This is a genomic window from Arthrobacter luteolus NBRC 107841, from assembly GCF_001552075.1.
Lineage (GTDB): Bacteria > Actinomycetota > Actinomycetes > Actinomycetales > Micrococcaceae > Arthrobacter_B > Arthrobacter_B luteolus.
The window spans coordinates 127245-146766 of the sequence record NZ_BCQM01000002.1; the positions used below are offsets into that span (position 1 = coordinate 127245).

The window sequence follows — 19522 nt, forward strand, 5'->3', positions numbered from 1 at the left end:
GAAGGTGCGTCCTGTTCCAGATAGCGGCTCGGCTCCCAGGAGGCGTCCATGACACGGTTTTTCGCCCACAACACGGACCCGGCCCATCCAGCGACCAAAACTGCCACGGATCTAGGCTCTCCCGCGCCCTGCGACCGCGACCCACACGCTCCCTACGCCCAGGCAGGCACCGCAACCGCAACCGAAGTGCGGCCGGAAGCCAAGGGGCCGCCCGCTGCGCCCGAACAGGCTGCGCCCGAACAGGCTGCCCCCGATCAGGCTGCCCCCGATCAGGCTGCCCCCGATCAGGTGGCGCCCGAACATGCGGCTCCACCAGAGCCCCCCGCCTCCACAGCGCCGTCCGGAAGCGCCCAGGCTCCGCATTCGCGGCGGCAGCTGGCCCTGATCTTCAGCGGACTGATCATGGCAGTGCTGATTTCCTCCCTGGACCAGACGATCGTTTCCACGGCACTGCCAACGATCGTCGGGGACCTGCACGGGCTGGACCACCTGTCCTGGGTGATCACCGCCTACCTGCTGACCTCCACCATCGGGTTACCGATCTACGGGAAGCTCGGAGACCTGCTGGGACGCAAGAGTATTTTCGTGTTCGCGATCATTGTTTTCCTGCTGGGGTCCGCGTTGTCCGGGCAGGCGAACAGCATGGCGGAACTTATTACCTACCGGGCCCTGCAGGGTGTCGGCGGCGGCGGCCTGATGATCGGAGCGCAGGCCATCATCGGTGACATCGTTCCGGCCCGCCAGCGCGGTCGGTACATGGGTTTGATCGGCGCAGCGTTCGGCGTCGCTTCCGTCAGCGGACCGTTGCTGGGCGGCTACCTGACCGAATACTGGTCCTGGCGCTGGGTCTTCTACATCAACCTGCCGCTTGGCGCCATCGCCCTGGCCCTGATCATCACCTCGCTGCACCTGCCCAAGCGCAGCGTTTCGGAGGTCAAGCTGGATTATGCGGGAGCTGCGCTGCTGGCAGTCGCCAGTGCCGCGCTGGTGGCTATTACCAGCTGGGGCGGCACCACCTACGCCTGGACCTCACCGACCATCCTGGGCCTAGGCGCCGCTGCCGCTGCCGCCATTGCCGCGTTCATCCCGGTGGAGCTCCGGGCCGCGGAACCGATCCTGCCGCTGCGGCTGTTCAGGATCCGTAACTTTGTGATCTGCACACTCGTGGGCCTGGCAGTGGGCCTGGCGATGTTCGGCAGCATTTCCTATTTGCCAACCTTCCTGCAGATGGTCAACGGAGCCAGCGCCACGATGTCCGGCCTGATGATGCTGCCTATGACGGCGGGCCTTTTGGCCACTTCGATCGGCACCGGGCAGCTGATTTCCCGGACCGGGCGGTACAAGATCTATCCGATCCTGGGAGCGGCCGTGATGATCATTGGCCTGCTGCTGCTCTCCCGCATTTCCGCCACCAGCCCGTACTGGTTCACTGCCGTCGGAATGTTCGTGCTGGGCCTGGGGATTGGAGCCCTGATGCAGAACGTGGTGCTGATCGTGCAGAACAGCGTGCCGGCCCGGGACATGGGCACCGGAGTCTCTTCGGCCAACTATTTCCGGCAGATCGGCGGGACCCTCGGCATCGCGGTATACGGGTCGGTGTTTATTTCCCGGCTCAACAGCCATCTGGCGGATGCTCCGGAGTCCGCCCGGAGCGTGACCAGCCAGGGGCTGAACTCAATCAGTCCCGAGCAGCTGAAGGCGCTGCCGGTCCCGGTGCGGGAGTTTATTGCCGGCGCGTTTGGGAGCGCACTGCCCCCGGTCTTCCTGCTGGGCATCCCCGCGCTGGGCGCCGCGTTTGTGCTGGCGCTGTTTATCCGGGCGATTCCGCTTTCAACCGAGGCGCACGTACAGCTGGACAAGGAGGCAGGAAACTGATGGCCAAACGGGTATCCGGGGTACATCGGGCAGCGCCCGTCCCCAAGAGCAGTGTCAGGTTTCCCGGCCAGCGGACCACGCGGCGGTCGGCTCCGGCTCATGCCGCGCCCGCTCCCCGCGGGTCCGCCGACCGCCTGCCCCCGCCGTATCCGCATCCGGAGCCAGCGGCCGCGGCCGGACAGCTGCGTTCCGGAGCCGCCGCTGTTTCCTGGCGGACTGCACCGGCCAAAACGCCCCGGCACCGCAAAACACCGGAGGAGCTGCAGGTTGAGGCCAGCGGGTCCGTGGTCCAGGCCGGTATGTCCCCGGGGAGCGGCGTGTCTTCAGGCAGCGCACTGGCTTCAAGGAATGCAGCGGCTTCAGGCAGCGCACTGGCTTCCGGCAGTACAGCCACAGCCCGGACAGCCCGTACTGCCCGCACCGCCGGCACTCCCAAAGGGCCGCAGGGGCCGGGAGATCCGGCAGGGGACACCGGGGCAAACCGCGGCCGGACCCTTGCCTTTACCGGACTGCTGCTCTCGGTTCTGCTCGCTGCCCTGGACCAGACGATCGTCGCAACCGCCCTTCCGACCATCGTGGGCGACCTCAACGGGCTGGAGCACCTGTCCTGGGTGGTGACGGCCTACATCCTCGCCGCCACCATCGGGCTGCCGATCTACGGCAAGCTCGGTGACCTCTACGGGCGCAAGAACATCTTCATCTTTGCGATCGCGGTGTTCCTGCTTGGCTCCGTGCTGTCCGGGCTGGCGCAGAACATGGGCCAGCTGATCGCCTTCCGGGCACTGCAGGGCATCGGCGGCGGCGGGCTGATGATCGGAGCGCAGGCGATCATCGGTGACCTGGTCTCCCCGCGGGAACGCGGCCGCTACATGGGGCTGATCGGCGCGGCGTTCGGCATCGCTTCGGTCGGCGGACCGCTGCTGGGCGGGTGGATCACCGATTCCTGGTCCTGGCGCTGGGTCTTCTACATCAACGTGCCGATCGGCGCAGTGGCGCTCGCCGTCGTCATCTCCTCCCTGCACCTGCCCAAACAGCAGGGACGGCGGCCGCGGCTGGACTACCCGGGCGCCGTGCTGCTGGCGGCGGCATCGGCGGCGCTGGTGCTGGTCACCAGCTGGGGAGGAACCACCTACGAGTGGTCCAGTCCGCAGATCCTCGGGCTTTCCGCGCTCGCCGTCATCGCCGCAGGCCTGTTCGTCTGGCAGGAAACCCGCGCTGCCGAACCGATCCTGCCGCTGCGGCTATTCCGGCTGCGGAACTTCCTGGTTCCCGTGCTGGCGGGCATCGGCGTCGGAATCGCCATGTTCTCCACGATTTCCTACCTGCCCACCTTCCTGCAGATGGTCAACGGGGCCAGCGCCACGCAGTCGGGGCTGATGATGCTGCCGATGATGGGCGGGCTGCTGCTGACCTCGATCGGCACCGGGCAGCTGATTTCCCGCACGGGCCGGTACAAGGCCTATCCCGTGGCGGGGTTCGCGGTGGTGGTGGCCGGGCTGCTGCTGCTGTCCCGGATTTCGGATACGACGCCGTACTGGTTCACCGCAGTGGGTATGGCGGTGCTGGGCATGGGCATCGGAGCCCTGCTGCAGAACCTGGTGCTGATTGTGCAGAACAGTGTTCCCGGGCAGGACATGGGGACGGCGATCTCCGCGGCGAACTACTTCCGGCAGATTGCGGCGTCCTTTGGAATCGCCGCATTTGGCTCGATCTTCATCAACCGGCTGACTGACCAGCTGGCCGCAGTGCCGGGCGGGGCAGCTGCGGTAGTTCCAGGCGGGAGCATCAACTCCCTGAGCCCGGACCTGCTCCGCAGCCTGCCGCCGCCGGTCCAGGAGGCCATCGCAGCGGCATTCGGTCAGGCAATGCCCCCGATTTTCCTGCTGAGCGTACCGATTGCGGCAGCAGGCGCTGTGCTGTGCCTGTTTGTCCGGGAGATCCCGCTCTCCTCCCAGTCACGTGTGGAAGCGGCTGCGGAGTAGCGGGGCCGGGCAGTTTCCCCTGATCAGCCCGGAAGGCATCCTCAGGCATCGGGCAGGTTCCCACCAGGTTCCTAGGGGGCGCCGTGCCGATTGTCAGACTGCAGTCGTACACTGGAGATTCGAATATATGTTCGAATACATCATGTTCCCGTTTATGCTCCTGGCCTCCGGCAGATCCGGCCGATCCGGCCGATCCGGCCGATCAGGCTGTCGGGGCGGGCATGGACAGGACGGGCAAAGTGACGGGCAAAGTGACTGGCATATTGACGGACATAGTGGCCGGCAATGCGACGGGCACAGTAATTGACAGGCACAGTGAGGGGCAGCCGTGGGACTTTTCAGTGAATCGATAGAGGTGGTGTGCTCGCCTGCGGGTATTCCGCTGCGGCTTTCCTGGCAGGGAAGGACCTACAAGGTAGCCGCCCATCCGGTGCGCTGGTACGAACGGCGCAGCTGGTGGGAGGAGGAACCCCGGGCAGAGCGCGGACACGGGCCCGGCCTGGTGGACTCGGAGATCTGGCGGGTCCAGGCACGGCTGAACCACCGCTCAGCCCTGCGCACCCTGGATATCTCCCGGCAGGTTGCCTCGGATACCTGGCGGCTGATCCGCGTCCACGACGCCCTGCGGGAAAGCGCCTAGCGTCCCCGTGCCATGAGCTTTACCCACCTGCACGTGGCGACGGCGTTCAGCGCACACTACGGCACGTCCTGGCCGGAGGAACTGGCCCGGGCTGCCGCAGCGGACGGCGCGGACGCACTGGCCTGCACCGACCGTGACGGACTGTACGGCACGGTCAAACACCTGCGCGCCTGCATGGACGCCGGAATCGATCCCATTGTCGGAGTGGACCTGGCCGTTCTCGATGGTGACGGCAAAGACGCCGCAGGTAAGGATGCCACTGTCACCGGACGGGTGGTCATCCTGGCCCATGGCCACAACGGGGGAGCCGGGTACCACGCCCTGTGCCGGCTGATCTCCGATGCGCACACCGGTACCTCTCCGTCCCGCGGCAGGGCCGGCCGGCCGGCAGGCATCACCCTGGAACAGCTTGCCGCCCGGATACCGGGAGCGGACGGGGAACCGGTCCTCACCGTGCTGGTGGGCCCGTACTCCGACGTCGGCCGTTCCATGCGCAGCCGCAGCTACGCCGTCGCCCGCACCCTCTTCCGCCGCTGGCAGGCCGTTATTCCCCGTGCGGCGCTCGCCGTCGAGGTGGTCACCCACCTGAGTGCGCCCGGCGCGAACCTCAGCCTGGCCCACGCGGTGCGTATGTACCGGCTCGCGGATGAGATGAGCCTCCCGGCGGTCCTCACCAACGCGGTCCGCTACGTGGACGACGACGGCGCCGCGACCGCAGACGTGCTCGACGCCGCGCGGGCGCTGACCTCCATGGCCCAGCTGCCGGACCTGCAGCCCAACGGGCAGGGCTGGCTCAAGAGCGGAACCCGGATGGCTGCGCTCGCCGCGGAGATCAGCAGCGAAGCCGGATACGGCCGCTCCGGTGCGGCGAAACTGCTGGCCAACACCCAGGCGCTCGCGGACACCTGCCGGATCGACCCGGCCGCGGACATGGGCTGGAAGCAGCCGGTGGTCCCGGAAGCCTCGGTCATCGGAATCGCCGGTGAACCCGCGGCGGAACTGCGCCTGCGCTGCGAAGCCGGAATCGGCCGGCGCTTCGGCCAGCTCCGCGGATCCGAAGAGGCAGCCATGCGCAACCGGCTTGAGCATGAGCTGGGCATTATTGAACGGCTGGGGTTCGCGTCCTACTTCCTGACGGTCGCCGAAGTCTCCGCCATGATCAAGGAGATGGGGGTGCGCGCCGCAGCCCGCGGATCGGGCGCGTCCTCCCTGGTCAACTATCTGCTCGGCATCAGCCACGTAAACCCGCTGGCGCACGAGCTGATCTTTGAGCGCTTCCTCTCCCAGGACCGTTCCACCCTGCCGGACATCGACATCGACGTCGAAAGCGCCGAGCGGCACAACGTATACCGGCGGATCTTCGACCGCTTCGGTTCCCGCCGGGTCACGCTGATGAGTATGCAGAACGGTTACCGGGCCCGCGGAGCGGTGCGCGACGCCGGGATGGCCCTGGGCTTGCCCGAAGAGGAGGTCGGCGCCGTGGCCAAGGCCCTGTGGCGCTTCTCCGCCAGCCACTTCCGTGAGGCGCTCGCAGAGAAACCCGAACTTCGGAATGTCGCCGAAGCCGTGCAGCAGAACCGGCAGCTGGATCTGCTGGTGGACCTGACCGAGCGGCTGGACCGGCTGCCCCGGCACATTTCCATGCACCCCTGCGGAGTGATCCTGGGGGACACCTCCCTACTGGACCGCACCCCGGTGCAGCCCAGCGGCCTGGGCCTGCCTATGTCCCAGTTCGACAAGCACGACATGGATCCGATGGGCATGCTCAAACTGGATGTCCTGGGGGTACGCATGCAGTCGGCCATGGCCTTTGCCCTGAACGAAGTCATCCGGATCCACCCGTCCAAGGAAGACGTTGCCCGGGCAGGAAACCACCCTTTGGACACCGCCGGAAATCCGCCGGCCTGGATCGGTGAAGACGGGCGGATCGAACTGGACGCCGTGCCGCTGGATGACGAACCCACGTACGAACTGATCCGCAGCACCCACACCCTCGGCTGCTTCCAGATCGAATCCCCGGGCCAGCGGGAGCTGGTCGGCAAAATGGCACCGCGGGATTTCAACGACCTGATTATCGACATTTCCCTCTTCCGTCCCGGGCCGATGAAGTCGGACATGGTGCGCCCGTTCCTGGAACACCGGCATGGCTGGTCCCCGGAGGTGTATCCGCACGAATCGCTGCGCCCGGTGCTGGCCGAAACCCACGGAGTCACCGTTTTTCACGAACAGGTGCTGCGGACTTTCCATGTGTTCACCGGCTGCGGACTGGCGAAGGCCGATGAACTCCGCCGGCTGCTCGGCAACCCGGACGCCGAAGCCGGAGTGGAGGACTTCTTCCGCCGGGCAGCCGGGCAGCGCGGCTACGACGCACAGACGATCGACAAGGTCTGGGAGACGCTGAAGGCCTTCGGCAGCTTCGGATTCTGCAAGGCCCACGGAGCGGCGTTCGCCGTGCCGACCTATCAGTCCGCCTGGCTGAAGACCCACCACCCCGAAGCGTTCCTGGCCGGCATCTTCGAACACGATCCGGGAATGTACCCGCGGCGGCTGCTGGTGGCCGAAGCCCGCAGGATGGGCATCCCGATCCTGCCATTGGACATCAACCGCAGCGGCGCACAGTACCGGGTGGAACGGGTGCCTGCGGTTCCGGCCGGGCCAGGGCAGAAGGCCCTCCCGGAACGTCTGGGCATCCGGCTCAGCTTCGCCGGGATCTACGGGCTCTCCGCCGCCGAGGTCCGCCGGATCGCCGCCGGGCAGCCCTACGATTCGCTGGCGGATCTGCGCGCCCGGGCCCGGCTGTCGCGGCCCTCGCTGCAGCGGCTGGCGCAGCTGGGTGCCTTTGACACCCTGGCCCGGGAAACAGGTTCCCGGGGCAGCCGGGCCGATCTGCTGCAGCACCTGGCTGCGGTCCCGGGGAAAGCAGGATCACGGAAATATGATCCCATTCCGGGCCAGCTGGCCCTGCCGCTGGGGGACACCGAACTGGAAAACCTCGTCCCCACCCTGCCGGAGCCCACCCTGCCGGAAAAGGTCCGCACCGAACTGGACCTGCTCGCCGTCGACGTCAGCGCCCACCTCATCGAGAGCTACGGACCGCTGCTCGCCAGCCTGGGCGTCACCAAGGCCGAAGCCCTGATGGACCTGCGGGGCGGCACCGAGGTGCTGGTTGCCGGGATCCGCGTAGCCACCCAGACTCCGCCCATGCGCGGCGGACGGCGGGTGGTGTTCATCAGCCTGGACGACGGCACCGGATGCGTAGACTGCACGTTCTTCCACGAGGCGCAGGAAAAGTCCGGGCCGCTGCTGTTCGGCACGGAACTGCTGCTGGTCCGCGGCGTAACGCGCCGCACCGGCCCGCGCGGAATCAGCATGCAGGCACTGGAAGCCTGGGACCTGACCGATACCGCCTCGCTGCCGCTGGCGGGCCGCGGGCATGGGGCGCAGCCGGGCCAGGGTGCAGGCGAACCAGCGCGGCAGGTTGGTAGGGCTCCGGCACAGCGGATAACATCGTAAAGGCGCGGTGCACGGGCAAACCCGTGCGGAGGCGCCAGTACAAACGAATCTAGGAGACAACGTGTCAGTGCCGGAACAGTTCACCCTCATCGTCAACGGCGAAGAGACCACGGTGGATACTGGCACCACCGGTGCGCAGCTCTTCTTCGAGCGGCGCGAAGTAGTCGTAATGCGGGTCGACGGCGTCCTGAAGGACCTTGACACCCCGCTGGCCCCGGGCCAGAGCATCGAAGCCGTGACCATCGATTCCGAAGACGGCCTGAACGTGCTGCGCCACTCCACCGCCCACGTGATGGCCCAGGCCGTGCAGCAGCTGCGTCCCGACGCCAAGCTCGGCATCGGCCCGTACATCAAGGACGGCTTCTACTTCGACTTCGACGTCGCGGAGCCCTTCACCCCTGAAGACCTCAAGACGCTCGAGAAGATGATGCAGAAGATCGTCAACTCGAACCAAAAGTTCGTCCGCCGCGTGGTGTCCGAAGAAGAAGCCCGCGAAGCCATGGCCAACGAGCCGTACAAGCTGGAGCTGCTCGGCAAAAAGGATGGCGCGGAGGAAGCCGGCGAAGGCGCGAACATTGAGGTTGGCGCCGGCGAAATCACCATTTACGACAACGTGGACCGCAAGTCCGGCGAAACCGTGTGGTGCGACCTCTGCCGCGGCCCGCACCTGCCGAACACCAAGCTCATCTCCAACGCCTTCGCGCTGACCCGTTCCGCAGCGGCCTACTGGCTGGGCAACCAGAACAACCAGCAGCTGCAGCGCATCTACGGCACTGCCTGGCCCACCAAGGATGACCTCAAGGCCTACCAGGAGCGCCTGGCCGAAGCCGAGCGCCGCGACCACCGCAAGCTCGGCACCGAGCTGGACCTGTTCTCCTTCCCGGATGAGCTGGGCTCCGGCCTGCCGGTGTTCCACCCCAAGGGCGGCATCATCCGCAAGGCCATGGAGGACTACTCCCGCCAGCGCCACACCGAAGCCGGCTACGAGTTTGTCTACACCCCGCACATCACCAAGGGCCACCTGTACGAGGTTTCCGGCCACCTGGACTGGTACCGCGACGGGATGTTCCCTCCCATGCACGTGGATGAGGTCACGGATCCGGAAACCGGCGAGGTCACCAAGCCGGGCCAGGACTACTACCTGAAGCCGATGAACTGCCCCATGCACAACCTGATCTTCCGCTCCCGCGGACGGTCCTACCGCGAACTGCCGCTGCGGCTGTTCGAATTCGGCTCGGTCTACCGCTACGAGAAGTCCGGCGTGATCCACGGCCTGACCCGCGTGCGCGGCATGACCCAGGACGACGCCCACATCTACTGCACCCGCGAGCAGATGAAGGACGAGCTGACCACCACGCTGAACTTCGTGCTGGACCTGCTCAAGGACTACGGTCTGGACGACTTCTACCTTGAACTCTCCACCAAGGACCCGGAGAAGTACGTCGGCTCCGACGACGCCTGGGAAGAAGCCACCCGCACGCTGGCCGAGGTTGCCGAGGCCTCCGGCCTGGACCTGGTCCCGGACCCCGGGGGAGCGGCGTTCTACGGCCCGAAGATCTCCGTGCAGGCCCGCGATGCAATCGGCCGCACCTGGCAGATGTCCACCATCCAGCTGGACTTCAACCTGCCCGAGCGCTTCGAACTCGAGTACCAGGCCGCCGACGGCACCCGCCAGCGTCCCGTCATGATCCACCGTGCCCTGTTCGGGTCCGTTGAGCGCTTTATGGCGGTGCTCACCGAGCACTACGCCGGCGCGTTCCCCGCCTGGCTGGCACCCGTCCAGGTCGTCGGCATCCCCGTCGCCGAAGCGTTCAACGACTACATGTACGACGTGATCGGCAAGCTCAAGGAAGCCGGTATCCGCGCCGAGGTTGACGCCGGCACCGACCGCTTCCCGAAGAAGATCCGCACCGCGTCCAAGGAGAAGGTGCCGTTCGTCCTGATCGCCGGCGGCGAGGACGCAGAAGCCGGGGCGGTTTCCTTCCGCTTCCGCGACGGCAGCCAGGACAACGGCGTGCCGGTCGAGGAAGCCGTCAAGCGGATTGTCGAAGCTGTCCGGAACCGGGACAAGTAAGGCACGGGGGACAGGCCGCATGGAAAGCCAGGAGCAGTACCCGCACGACGGCGAAGTCACCGACAACTTCGAACTTGCGGGGGTGCCGGATGCCTTCCAGCGGCTCTGGACCCCGCACCGGCTGGCGTACATCAAGGGCGGGCAGGAACAGGTCTCCTCGGAGGGCAACTGCCCGTTCTGCGCGGCTCCGTCCCACTCGGACGAGGAAGCGCTGATCGTGCACCGCGGTAAGCATGCGTTCGTGATCCTGAACCTGTTTCCGTACAACGCCGGCCATCTGCTGGTCTGCCCCTACCGGCATGTTCCGGACTACACGGACATCGATGTGGAGGAGACCGCTGAGATCGCGGCCCTGACCCAGACAGCGATGCGGGTGCTGCGCAAGGTTTCGGCACCGGCCGGGTTCAACCTCGGCATGAACCAGGGCGCGGCCGGGGGCGCCGGAATCGCCGCGCACCTCCACCAGCACATCGTTCCGCGGTGGAGCGGGGACGGAAACTTCCTGCCGATCATTGCCCAGACCAAGGCCATTACGCAGACGCTGGGCGAGGTCCGCCGGCAGGTTGCCGAGGCCTGGCCAGCGGAGGCCGCTGACTCCGCGTCCGCTTCCGGAACCGGCGAGGCATAGGGTGCTCAACAAATATGCCCGCGGCTTTTTCACCGCGCTGTTCACTCCGCTGGCCTCCTGGCTGATCCGCCGCCGGGTAAGCCCGGACGCAGTCACCATCATCGGAACGCTCGGCGTGATGATCGGCGGCCTGGTTTTCTACCCGCTGGGCCAGCTGTTCTGGGGCACGATCTTCGTGGTCCTCTTCGTATTCTCCGATGTGGTCGACGGAATCATGGCCCGGCAGCAGGAACGCAAGGGCAAATGGGGTGCCTTCCTGGACTCCACCCTTGACCGCTTCGCAGACGGAGCCCTGTTCGCGGGGGTCAGCATCTGGTTCTTCACCGGCGGGGATAACGACGCCATCGGTATTACCGCGCTGATCTGCCTGGTTCTGGGCATGCTGGTTTCCTACATCCGGGCCAAGGCCGAGTCCCTTGGCTTCGATGCCAATGTGGGCCTTGCCGAACGTGCTGAACGTCTGGTCTTCCTGCTGACTGCCACCGGCCTGGTGGGCCTGGGCGTACCGGAAATGGTGCTCCTGGTGGTGCTGGTGCTGCTGAGCCTGGCCAGCTGCGTGACGATTGTGCAGCGGATGGCCACCGTGCGCCGGCAGGCGACAACCGAAGTTCTGGGTAAAGATACGTAGCAGATCGCTTGGGCCGCGGGCCGCGGGCATACCATAGCCTTTACAGCCCGTTCTACGAGAGAGCCTTGTCATGCCTACAGAATTCCCGTCCGCCTCCGGAAACACCGCTTCGACCGGCAGCAGCCGCGTAAAGCGCGGAATGGCGGAGATGCTCAAGGGCGGCGTCATCATGGACGTCGTGACGGCTGAGCAGGCCCGCATCGCCGAGGACGCCGGCGCGGTTGCAGTCATGGCCCTTGAGCGGGTTCCTGCCGACATCCGTGCCCAGGGTGGTGTCTCGCGGATGAGCGACCCGGACATGATCGACAGCATCATCGACGCGGTCTCCATCCCCGTGATGGCCAAGGCCCGGATCGGGCACTTCGTTGAAGCGCAGATCCTCCAGTCCCTCGGCGTTGACTACATCGACGAGTCCGAGGTGCTGACGCCCGCGGACTATGCCAACCACATCGACAAGTGGAAGTTCACGGTTCCCTTCGTCTGCGGTGCCACCAACCTGGGTGAGGCACTGCGCCGGATCAACGAAGGCGCTGCCATGATCCGCTCCAAGGGCGAAGCCGGCACCGGCGATGTTTCCAACGCCACCATGCACATGCGCCAGATCCGCACCGAAATCGCCCGCCTGTCCTCGCTGCCCGAAGACGAGCTCTACGTCGCGGCCAAGGAACTGCAGGCTCCGTACGAACTGGTCAAGGAAGTCGCCGCCTCCGGCAAGCTCCCCGTGGTGCTGTTCACCGCCGGCGGCATCGCCACACCGGCCGACGCAGCCATGATGATGCAGCTCGGTGCTGACGGCGTGTTCGTCGGCTCCGGTATCTTCAAGTCCGGCAACCCTGCCGAGCGGGCCGCCGCGATCGTCAAGGCCACCACCTTCCACGACGATCCCGACGAAATCGCCAAGGCCTCACGCGGCCTCGGCGAAGCCATGGTCGGCATCAACGTCGACGAGATCCCGCAGCCGCACCGTCTTGCCGAGCGCGGCTGGTAGCAGCAAGGCATACCCGAGGGAAAAGTTCCCAAAAGACAACGGCCGGACCAGGGAGAGTATCCCGGTCCGGCCGTTGTGTTTGAACCGGAGAACCGGCCCGGATCTAACCGATCGCCATGGAGTAGGTCTGCCCCCGGCCGACCAGGGAGAAGCCCCGCGCAGCGCACAGGTCCTGGCCCGGAGCGGTCGCGTTGACGATCAGGTGCTCGGCACCCGCAGCCTCAGCAGCCGCAGCGGCCGAGCTCAGCAGGGCAGTGCCGAAGCCGCGCCGCCGGCTGGAGGCTCCGACGGCAAGATGGAAGATGCCGCCCACCTTGGACAGCCCGGCGGTTCCGTTCGGATAAAACGCGTAGGCCCGCCCGGTGAGCCGGGCCGCGTCCCGCGAGGCGATATGCCAGGCCTGCCGGGGCATCGAGTGCCCGATCCGCAGTTCCTCGGCGTCGGCTCCGGAAATTTCCGGAGGCTGGACCTCCACCGAAGCTGCCGTCCCGGGCCAGGCCTGCGGTGCGTGGACCGGTGCGGTCATCCAGCAGGTCTGCGGACCGCGGCGGAAGCCGAATGATTCCAACGGGGTGGGATCCACGGATCCGCCCAGCCAGACCCCCACGGTCGAGGCACCAAGCCGTGACCCCTCGGCCAGGCCGGGGCGGATACCCGCCGGTGAAATGACATCCGGGAACATCAGCATGAGCTGCCGCCGGGCCGGAAGCCAGACCCAGCGGGACTCATGGGTGCCGAAGGACCGCCCTCCCGTTGCTGCTGCGAGGGCGGTGAACCAGGCGTGCTGCATGCGCTGGCAGGAGGCGATGGTGGCCATGGCGGTTAGGCGAGCCCGCGGCGTGCCAGCAGGGGAGCGATTTCCGCGGTCCGGCCGCGCAGGTTCCGGAACGATTCCAGGGGATCGGCAGCGTAACCGCGGGAGAGCAGTTTGGTCCGGAAGGCCTCGCCATTGGCCCGGGTCAGCCCGCCGTTTTCCGTGAACCACTGAACCGTATCGGCGTCGAGCACTTCACTCCAGATGTAGGAGTAGTAGGCGGCGGAGTACCCGCCGGCGAAAATGTGCTTGAAATACCCGGTGCGGTAGCGCGGGGGAACCAGGGCCGGGTCGATTCCGGCCCGGGTCAGCGCCTCCTTCTCGAAGGCGGCTGGATCCGTCACCGTTTCTCCGGGCGGAAGTTCATGCCAGGCCAGGTCCAGCAGCGTGGCGCCCAGGTACTCCGCAGTCCGGAAACCTTCGCCCCACACCGACGCAGCCCGGATCCGGTCCAGGGTTTCCTGCGGCAGCGGCTCGCCGGTCTGGTAGTGCCGGGCGAAGTTGTCTGCCACCTCCGGCCAAAGCATCCACATTTCATTGACCTGGGAGGGGTACTCGACGAAGTCACGCGGAACGGCCGTCCCGGAAAACAGCGGGAATTCGACGTCGGAAAACAGTCCGTGCAGTGCGTGGCCGAACTCGTGGAACGCAGTCACCACTTCATCGAAGGTCAGCAGGGCCGGTTCGCCGTCGGCCGGCTTGGAGATGTTCAGGTTGTTCACCACCACCGGCAGCCTGCCCAGGAGCCGGGACTGGGACACCAGTTCGTTCATCCAGGCGCCGCCGCTCTTGGTGTCCCGGGAAAAATAGTCGCCCAGGAACAGGCCCAGCGCGGATCCGTCTTCATTCCGGACTTCCCAGACCCGGACGTCGGGGTGGTAGCCGGCCAGGTCGGGGCGTTCCGTGAAGGTAATCCCGTAGAGGCGGCTGGCAGCGTGGAAAACGCCGTCGTTCAGCACCCGTTCCAGCTCGAACCAGGGACGCAGGGCCTCCAGATCCACGGCGTACTCCTCACGGCGGACCTGCTCGGAGTAGAACGCCCAGTCCCAGGGCTGCAGGTCCTTGATCCCGTCGCGGGCCGCCGCGGCACGCAGTTTCAGCGCCTCAGCTTCGGCGTTGAGGACCGCCGGCGGAACCAGCCGGGCAAGCATCTGGCGCACCGCGCCGATGTCCGGGGCGGTCTGATCCTCGACGGCGTACTCGGCGTGGCTGCCGTAACCCAGAAGGGCGGCGCGTTCGGCGCGGAGCGCTGCCATCTCCGCGGCGATGGCCAGGGTGTTGTGTTCGTTGTTCCGGAATCCGCGGTTAGCCGATGCTTCGAACAGCCGCTGACGCGTCCCGCGGTTGGTCAGCCGGGACAGGGCCGGCTGCGGAGTCGGCAGGATCAGGGACAGCAGATATTCCGCATCGGACCCGGCGTCCCTGGCAGCGGCAGCAGCGGCCGCCAGGTCATCCGGGGAGAGGCCCTGCAACTCTGCGGCGCCGCCTACCTCCAGGGCCGAATCATTGGTGTCGGCCAGCAGCTTCTGCGAGAACGCCGTTCCCAGTTCGGAGAGCCGGGTGTTCAGCTCCCGCATCCGGGCCTTCCCGGCGTCGTCCAGCCCGGCACCGGCACGCAGGAACCGTCGGCGGTACTCAGCCAGGAGCCTGCGCTGTTCCTCCTCCAGACCGGTTTCCGGCACCCTGCTGACCCGCTCAAAGAGCGCCTGGTCCTGGAAGATGCCGTCCTGGTGGGCAGCGAGCCGCGGACCGATCTGCTGTTCGATGGCCTGGACGGCTTCGGTGGCGTGGGACATCACCAGGTTGAAAAAGACCGCAGAGACCCGGGCCAGGGCCTGGCCGGACAGCTCCAGTGCGGCGATGGTGTTCGTGAAGCCGGCTGGTTCGGGATTGGCGGTAATTCCGCGGATTTCTGCCAGGTGATCCTGCATCCCGGCTTCGAAGGCGGGAAGGTAACCATCGTCGGAAAAAGCGGCGAAATCAGGGAGATCGTACGGGAGGGTGCTCGCGGAAAGAAGGGCGTTGCTCATGGTCATCAACACTTTCACACGAGCCGCCGCCCAACCAGCCGACGGGCCGCGTATGCTCATCCCTGATCACCACATCACCGCCGCGCGGGCCGCCTGCTGCCGGGGCGTTCACAATAGGTTGCGTTCACAATACGTTCCGGGGGGAACCATGAAGATCAGGTCCGAAGCCACAGTCCGCAGCGGGGCGGCGGTGCTGCTGTCCGTGCTGACAGCGCTGCTGATAGTCACCGGCTGCACGGCGTCACCGGTTGCTCCGGACGCCTCCGGGCCCGCTTCAGCGGGTGCTGGCGAATCCGCCAGCCAGACTTCGGTTCCCACGCCGACGGCGACACCCGGCGTGGGCGTGGCGTGTCCGGGTCTGCGCTGCAGCACGGTGATGCTCGCCGGGGACCTGCTGGTGCATCCGCAGCTGTGGGATCAGGCCGCAGCAGACGCCGCCGCCGGCGGTAAACAGCCCCTGGACTTCGAACCGCTGCTGGAGGGAATGCGCACCTACATATCCGGCTCCGACCTGGCTGTCTGCCATATGGAAACCCCGGTCGCCGACGCCGGCGGCCCGTATGCCGGCTACCCCATGTTCAACGTGCCGCCGCAGATCCTCACCGCGGCCGCGGCAGTGGGATACCAGGCGTGCACAACGGCGAGCAACCACACCATAGACGCCGGAACGGAAGGGCTGAACCGGACCCTCGCGGTGCTGGACTCCCTGGGCCTGGAACACACCGGTTCCTACACCTCCGAAGCCGAGTCAGCAGTGCCGCTCATCATGGACACTTCCGGGGCCCGGATCGGGATCATCGAATCAACCTACGGACTCAACGGCCTGACCGCCGACTATCCCTGGCAGGTGGACCTGCTCGATTCCGAGGACATGATCCTGCGGGCGAAAGCCGCCCGGGCGCAGGGTGCGGACCTGGTCGTGGGCGGCGTGCACGCCGGAGACGAATACGCGTCGCTGCCCAACAGCCAGCAGATCGAAACCGCGCATGCCCTGGCGGACAGCGGCGAGTTCGACCTCATCTACGGCCACCACACGCACTCGGTACTGCCGATCGAGAACTACAACGGCACCTGGATCGTCTACGGTCTCGGCAACGCCGTCACCGAACTTTCGCCGTGGTATCCGGTCAACAACGAGGGGCTCATCGTCCGCGCCCAGTTTGTCCAGGACGGCGACGGCGGCGCCTGGCGGGTCAACGACCTCGCGTGGGCGCCCTCGGTGATCGTTCGGGATCCCTACCGCTGGTGCTCCGTGGCAGCGGACCTGCCCCAGGGGCAGTGTGCCTCCGGCGCCCAGCAGGCTGAGGTGCGGCAGCGGACCATTTCGGTCGTCGAGTCCATGGGCGCGGCCGGCGCCGGGGCACACGAGTGGCTGGTGACGCAGGACGTTTCCGCGCGGTAGCTGTGTCGGTTCAAGCCCGTCCGGACCCGTTTGCCACGGTGGGGATTGCTGCCAGTTTGGGACATCGCTCCGCCGCGGACCGGCCGGTTTTTCACAAAGCGGCAGCAGAATTGATGCCTGGCGGAGCGCCCAGCGGAAGAAGCTACCGCGGACGGTCGGAAGCGTGCTTTCGGGCCAGCTCGGAAAGCCGGGCGAGGCCGGCAAGGTCAGCGTCCGGAAGCGGAGCCGGATCGAAGCTGCCGTAGCGGCGGGTCACGGCCTTTTCGATGAGGAAGTCCGCGATCGCCGGGTTTTTCGGCAGCAGCGACCCGTGCAGGTAGCTGGCCACGACGTTCCGGTAACGCGCACCCTCGGTGTCGTCCTTGGAGTTGTTGCCCTCGCCCTTGCGCACATGCGCCAGCGGCTGGGCGTCCGTGCCCAGGAAGGTCTGGCCGCTGTGGTTCTCGTAGCCGTGGATCTCGCCGAACTCGTCGCTCACGGAGAGCACATTGCCGATCAGCCGCTCCGGACCGCCGTGGGTCTCAATGTCCAGCACACCGATGCCGGGGATGAGAACGCCGTCGTGCGTCTTGAAGAACCGGCCGAAGAGCTGGTACAGGCCGCAGATGGCCAGCATCGGCAGCTCGTCGTCGGCCAGGGCACGCAGGGTGGGCGCGAGCTGCTGCAGGTCCTGCTGGATGACCACCTGGCCGCTGTCCTGGCCACCGCCGCCAACAATCAGGTCTGTGTCGGCGGGGAACTCGTCGCCCGGGTTGTACTCAGTGACAACCGGGTTGTAGCCCTGCCACTTCAGGCGCTGCTTCAGGACCAGGACGTTGCCCCAGTCCCCGTAAATGTTCATGTCCCGCGGGTACAGCTGCAGGATGTGGATGTCGCGGCTCAAGAGACCACCTCCACCTTCGTGATTTTGGAGAGCTCCCGGCGGACGGAAAGCATGGCTGTGTAGGTGCAGAAAATGCGCATCGGCTGCGTGCCGGCCGCGGCAATGAACTTTGCCAGCGCGGCCGGAATGTCGGTCTCAACATCCCGGACCGGTACGTCGTCGTACTTGAGCCGGAGCGCCATGTCGTAGGCGCGGACGCCGCTGACCATGTCCACGCCGCCGGAAAGCGTCTCAAAGTCCACGTCCCAGAGCCAGGACATGTCCCGGCCGTCGGCGTAGTTGTCATTGATCGCGATCATGGTGGCGTAGCCGTGCGCCGCGAAGGACTTCAGGCCCAACCGGAAGCCGGACGGGTTCTTCACCAGGACCAGTTCCAGCGGTGCGCCGTTGACGGTCAGGGATTCGCCGCGGCCAAAAGCCGGCTGCACGTTGGCCAGGGACTCAAACAGCGCCGCCCGGTCAGCCCTGCCACCAAGGATCTGCCGCGCGAACGTCAGCGCCGCAGCGGCATTAAAGATGTTGTAGACGCCGCGGAGCTTGAGCGAGGTGGTGGTGACCTCATCGTCGACCCGGAAATCAGCCTCATCTTCGGCAACGCGCTCCAGCACGACGTCGGCGGGCTGGGCGGCGGCGATGGCTTCGGAGCGCGATCCGCGCATTTCATCGTCGTTGGGGAAGGTGCTGCGCAGTGAGGCATCCAGGCCGAAGTAGACGGCCTTCGGGCCGGAGAGCGAGCCGGCAATGGACGCGACCCGCGGATCCTCACGGTTCAGGACCACGGTGTCAGTGGTAGCCAGGGCGATCTGCTCCAGCAGCCGGGTGGTCTTGTCGATTTCACCGAAACGGTCCAGCTGGTCGCGCAGGACGTTCAGGAGCAGCGAATAGCGCGGCTGGATCAGCTTCACGAAGTGCACGGCATGGGCTTCATCCAGCTCCAGCACGGCAATATCGGCATCGAGCCGGCCGCGCAGGTTCACTTCCCCGATCAGGGCTGCGGCTACACCGCGGGTGAAGTTGCTGCCGGTGCGGTTCGTGAACACCTTCAGCCCCTGGCCTTCGAGGAGCTCCACCACCATCTTGGTGGTGGTGGTCTTGCCGTTCGTACCGGAGACGACGGCGACGCCGAGGGGGAGGGTGGAGAGGGTGCGGCGGATGAAATCGGGGTCGATCTTCTCCACCACCAGGCCGGGAAGGGCGGACCCGCCGCCGCGCAGCCGTGAGGCGGCGCGGACCAGCTTGCCTACCAGGATGGAGAAGGAACTCATGGATACCGAATATATCCCACCGCCCTGTCCGGCCCCGTGCACCGCCCGGCCACCTAGAATGGTCCAATGACGGAAATCACTGCCCGCCGCTCGTCCGGGCACAGCTCTTCTGGACCGGACCACCCGGCTGCTCCGCTGGTCGGGGTGCTCGCGCTGCAGGGCGGGGTGCGGGAACACATACGGGCACTGGAAGCTGCCGGAGCCCGCACGATGCTGGTCCGGCGGCCTGCCGAACTGGATGCCCTGGACGGGCTTGTCCTGCCCGGCGGCGAATCCACCACCATTGACAAGCTGATGCGGCTCTTTGGGATGGCGGAGCCGCTGAAAGCGAAAATCGCCACAGGCTTCCCGGTCTACGGATCCTGCGCCGGCCTGATTCTGCTGGCAGACCGGATCACCGACCCCGCAGTGGATGCCGCCGGTGAACCGCAGCAGACGCTCGGCGGCCTGGACATTGTGGTGCGGCGCAACGCCTTTGGCCGCCAGCGCGACTCTTTCGAAACCGAATTGGTTTTCGACGGACTCCAGGCGCTGCCGTCACAGGATCCCGGCCAGCCGGTGGCTGGTGTGCACGCCGTGTTTATCCGCGCACCCTGGGTGGAAAAGGTAGGCTCCACCGTGCAGGTGCTGGCGCAGGTTATCCCGGCGGAGTCCGCTTCGGAGGCGGAAAAGGATTCAGTCGCTAGAATTGTGGCAGTGCGTTCGGGAAAGCTGCTGGCTACCTCGTTCCATCCGGAGGTCACGGGGGAGAGCCGCATCCACGAACTATTTATTCAAATGATCAGAGGAGACGCGTAAAG

Annotated in this window: 14 protein-coding genes; 10 read left to right on the top strand and 4 right to left on the bottom strand. The window is 66.5% G+C overall.

Annotated features, from left to right (window positions below; translation table 11 throughout):
- Window positions 1-48 precede the first annotated feature (48 nt).
- The 8 genes from AL3_RS04640 to pdxS all read left to right on the top strand — a co-directional run bounded on the left by AL3_RS04640 (window position 49) and on the right by pdxS (window position 12328).
- Window positions 49-1875 carry an MDR family MFS transporter gene (locus AL3_RS04640; RefSeq protein ID WP_083521445.1) on the top strand — a complete coding sequence of 609 codons (1827 nt, stop codon included), beginning with the start codon at window positions 49-51 and terminating at the stop codon, window positions 1873-1875.
- A 317-nt stretch (window positions 1876-2192) separates the two neighbouring features.
- Window positions 2193-3857: an MDR family MFS transporter gene (locus tag AL3_RS04645; protein WP_246168580.1), complete on the top strand. Its 1665-nt coding sequence runs from the start codon at window positions 2193-2195 to the stop codon at window positions 3855-3857.
- A gap of 328 nt (window positions 3858-4185) precedes the next feature.
- Window positions 4186-4497, top strand: coding sequence for a DUF6504 family protein (locus tag AL3_RS04650; RefSeq protein ID WP_066297404.1), 312 nt, complete (start codon window positions 4186-4188; stop codon window positions 4495-4497).
- Between the two features lie 12 nt (window positions 4498-4509).
- Window positions 4510-8010, top strand: a complete 3501-nt coding sequence (locus AL3_RS04655; protein WP_066297406.1) for a DNA polymerase III subunit alpha — start codon at window positions 4510-4512, stop codon at window positions 8008-8010.
- A 61-nt stretch (window positions 8011-8071) separates the two neighbouring features.
- Window positions 8072-10084 (top strand): threonine--tRNA ligase, encoded by a 2013-nt coding sequence (gene thrS / locus AL3_RS04660; RefSeq protein ID WP_066297408.1) that lies wholly within the window; start codon window positions 8072-8074, stop codon window positions 10082-10084.
- A 19-nt stretch (window positions 10085-10103) separates the two neighbouring features.
- Window positions 10104-10712, top strand: coding sequence for an HIT family protein (locus tag AL3_RS04665; protein WP_066297410.1), 609 nt, complete (start codon window positions 10104-10106; stop codon window positions 10710-10712).
- A gap of 1 nt (window position 10713) precedes the next feature.
- Window positions 10714-11340 carry a phosphatidylinositol phosphate synthase gene (gene pgsA, locus AL3_RS04670; RefSeq protein ID WP_066297412.1) on the top strand — a complete coding sequence of 209 codons (627 nt, stop codon included), beginning with the start codon at window positions 10714-10716 and terminating at the stop codon, window positions 11338-11340.
- Window positions 11341-11410: 70 nt separating this feature from the next.
- The gene (gene pdxS / locus AL3_RS04675) at window positions 11411-12328 is read left to right on the top strand and encodes a pyridoxal 5'-phosphate synthase lyase subunit PdxS (protein WP_066297414.1); all 918 of its coding nucleotides are present in this window, start codon (window positions 11411-11413) and stop codon (window positions 12326-12328) included.
- Window positions 12329-12431: 103 nt separating this feature from the next.
- Here the strand turns inward: pdxS and AL3_RS04680 are convergent, their stop codons facing one another.
- On the bottom strand, window positions 12432-13145 hold the full coding sequence (locus tag AL3_RS04680) for a GNAT family N-acetyltransferase (protein ID WP_066297420.1): 714 nt from the start codon (window positions 13143-13145) through the stop codon (window positions 12432-12434).
- Window positions 13146-13150: 5 nt separating this feature from the next.
- Entirely contained in the window at window positions 13151-15172 is a 2022-nt protein-coding gene (locus AL3_RS04685; protein ID WP_083521515.1) for a M3 family metallopeptidase, read from the bottom strand.
- 148 nt (window positions 15173-15320) lie between these two features.
- Between AL3_RS04685 and AL3_RS04690 the strand changes: the two genes are divergently transcribed.
- Complete coding sequence (locus AL3_RS04690; RefSeq protein ID WP_066297423.1) at window positions 15321-16574, top strand: CapA family protein; 1254 nt, start codon at window positions 15321-15323, stop codon at window positions 16572-16574.
- 142 nt (window positions 16575-16716) lie between these two features.
- On the opposite strand, the gene AL3_RS04695 is transcribed toward AL3_RS04690, so the two are convergent.
- Together AL3_RS04695 and AL3_RS04700 are read right to left on the bottom strand one after the other, a co-directional pair.
- Complete coding sequence (locus tag AL3_RS04695; RefSeq protein WP_066297429.1) at window positions 16717-17457, bottom strand: type 1 glutamine amidotransferase; 741 nt, start codon at window positions 17455-17457, stop codon at window positions 16717-16719.
- Complete coding sequence (locus tag AL3_RS04700; RefSeq protein ID WP_066297432.1) at window positions 17454-18722, bottom strand: Mur ligase family protein; 1269 nt, start codon at window positions 18720-18722, stop codon at window positions 17454-17456. The genes AL3_RS04695 and AL3_RS04700 overlap by 4 nt, the downstream gene beginning before the upstream one ends.
- A gap of 75 nt (window positions 18723-18797) precedes the next feature.
- Between AL3_RS04700 and pdxT the strand changes: the two genes are divergently transcribed.
- Entirely contained in the window at window positions 18798-19520 is a 723-nt protein-coding gene (gene pdxT / locus AL3_RS04705; protein ID WP_370665090.1) for a pyridoxal 5'-phosphate synthase glutaminase subunit PdxT, read from the top strand.
- Window positions 19521-19522: the final 2 nt, after the last annotated feature.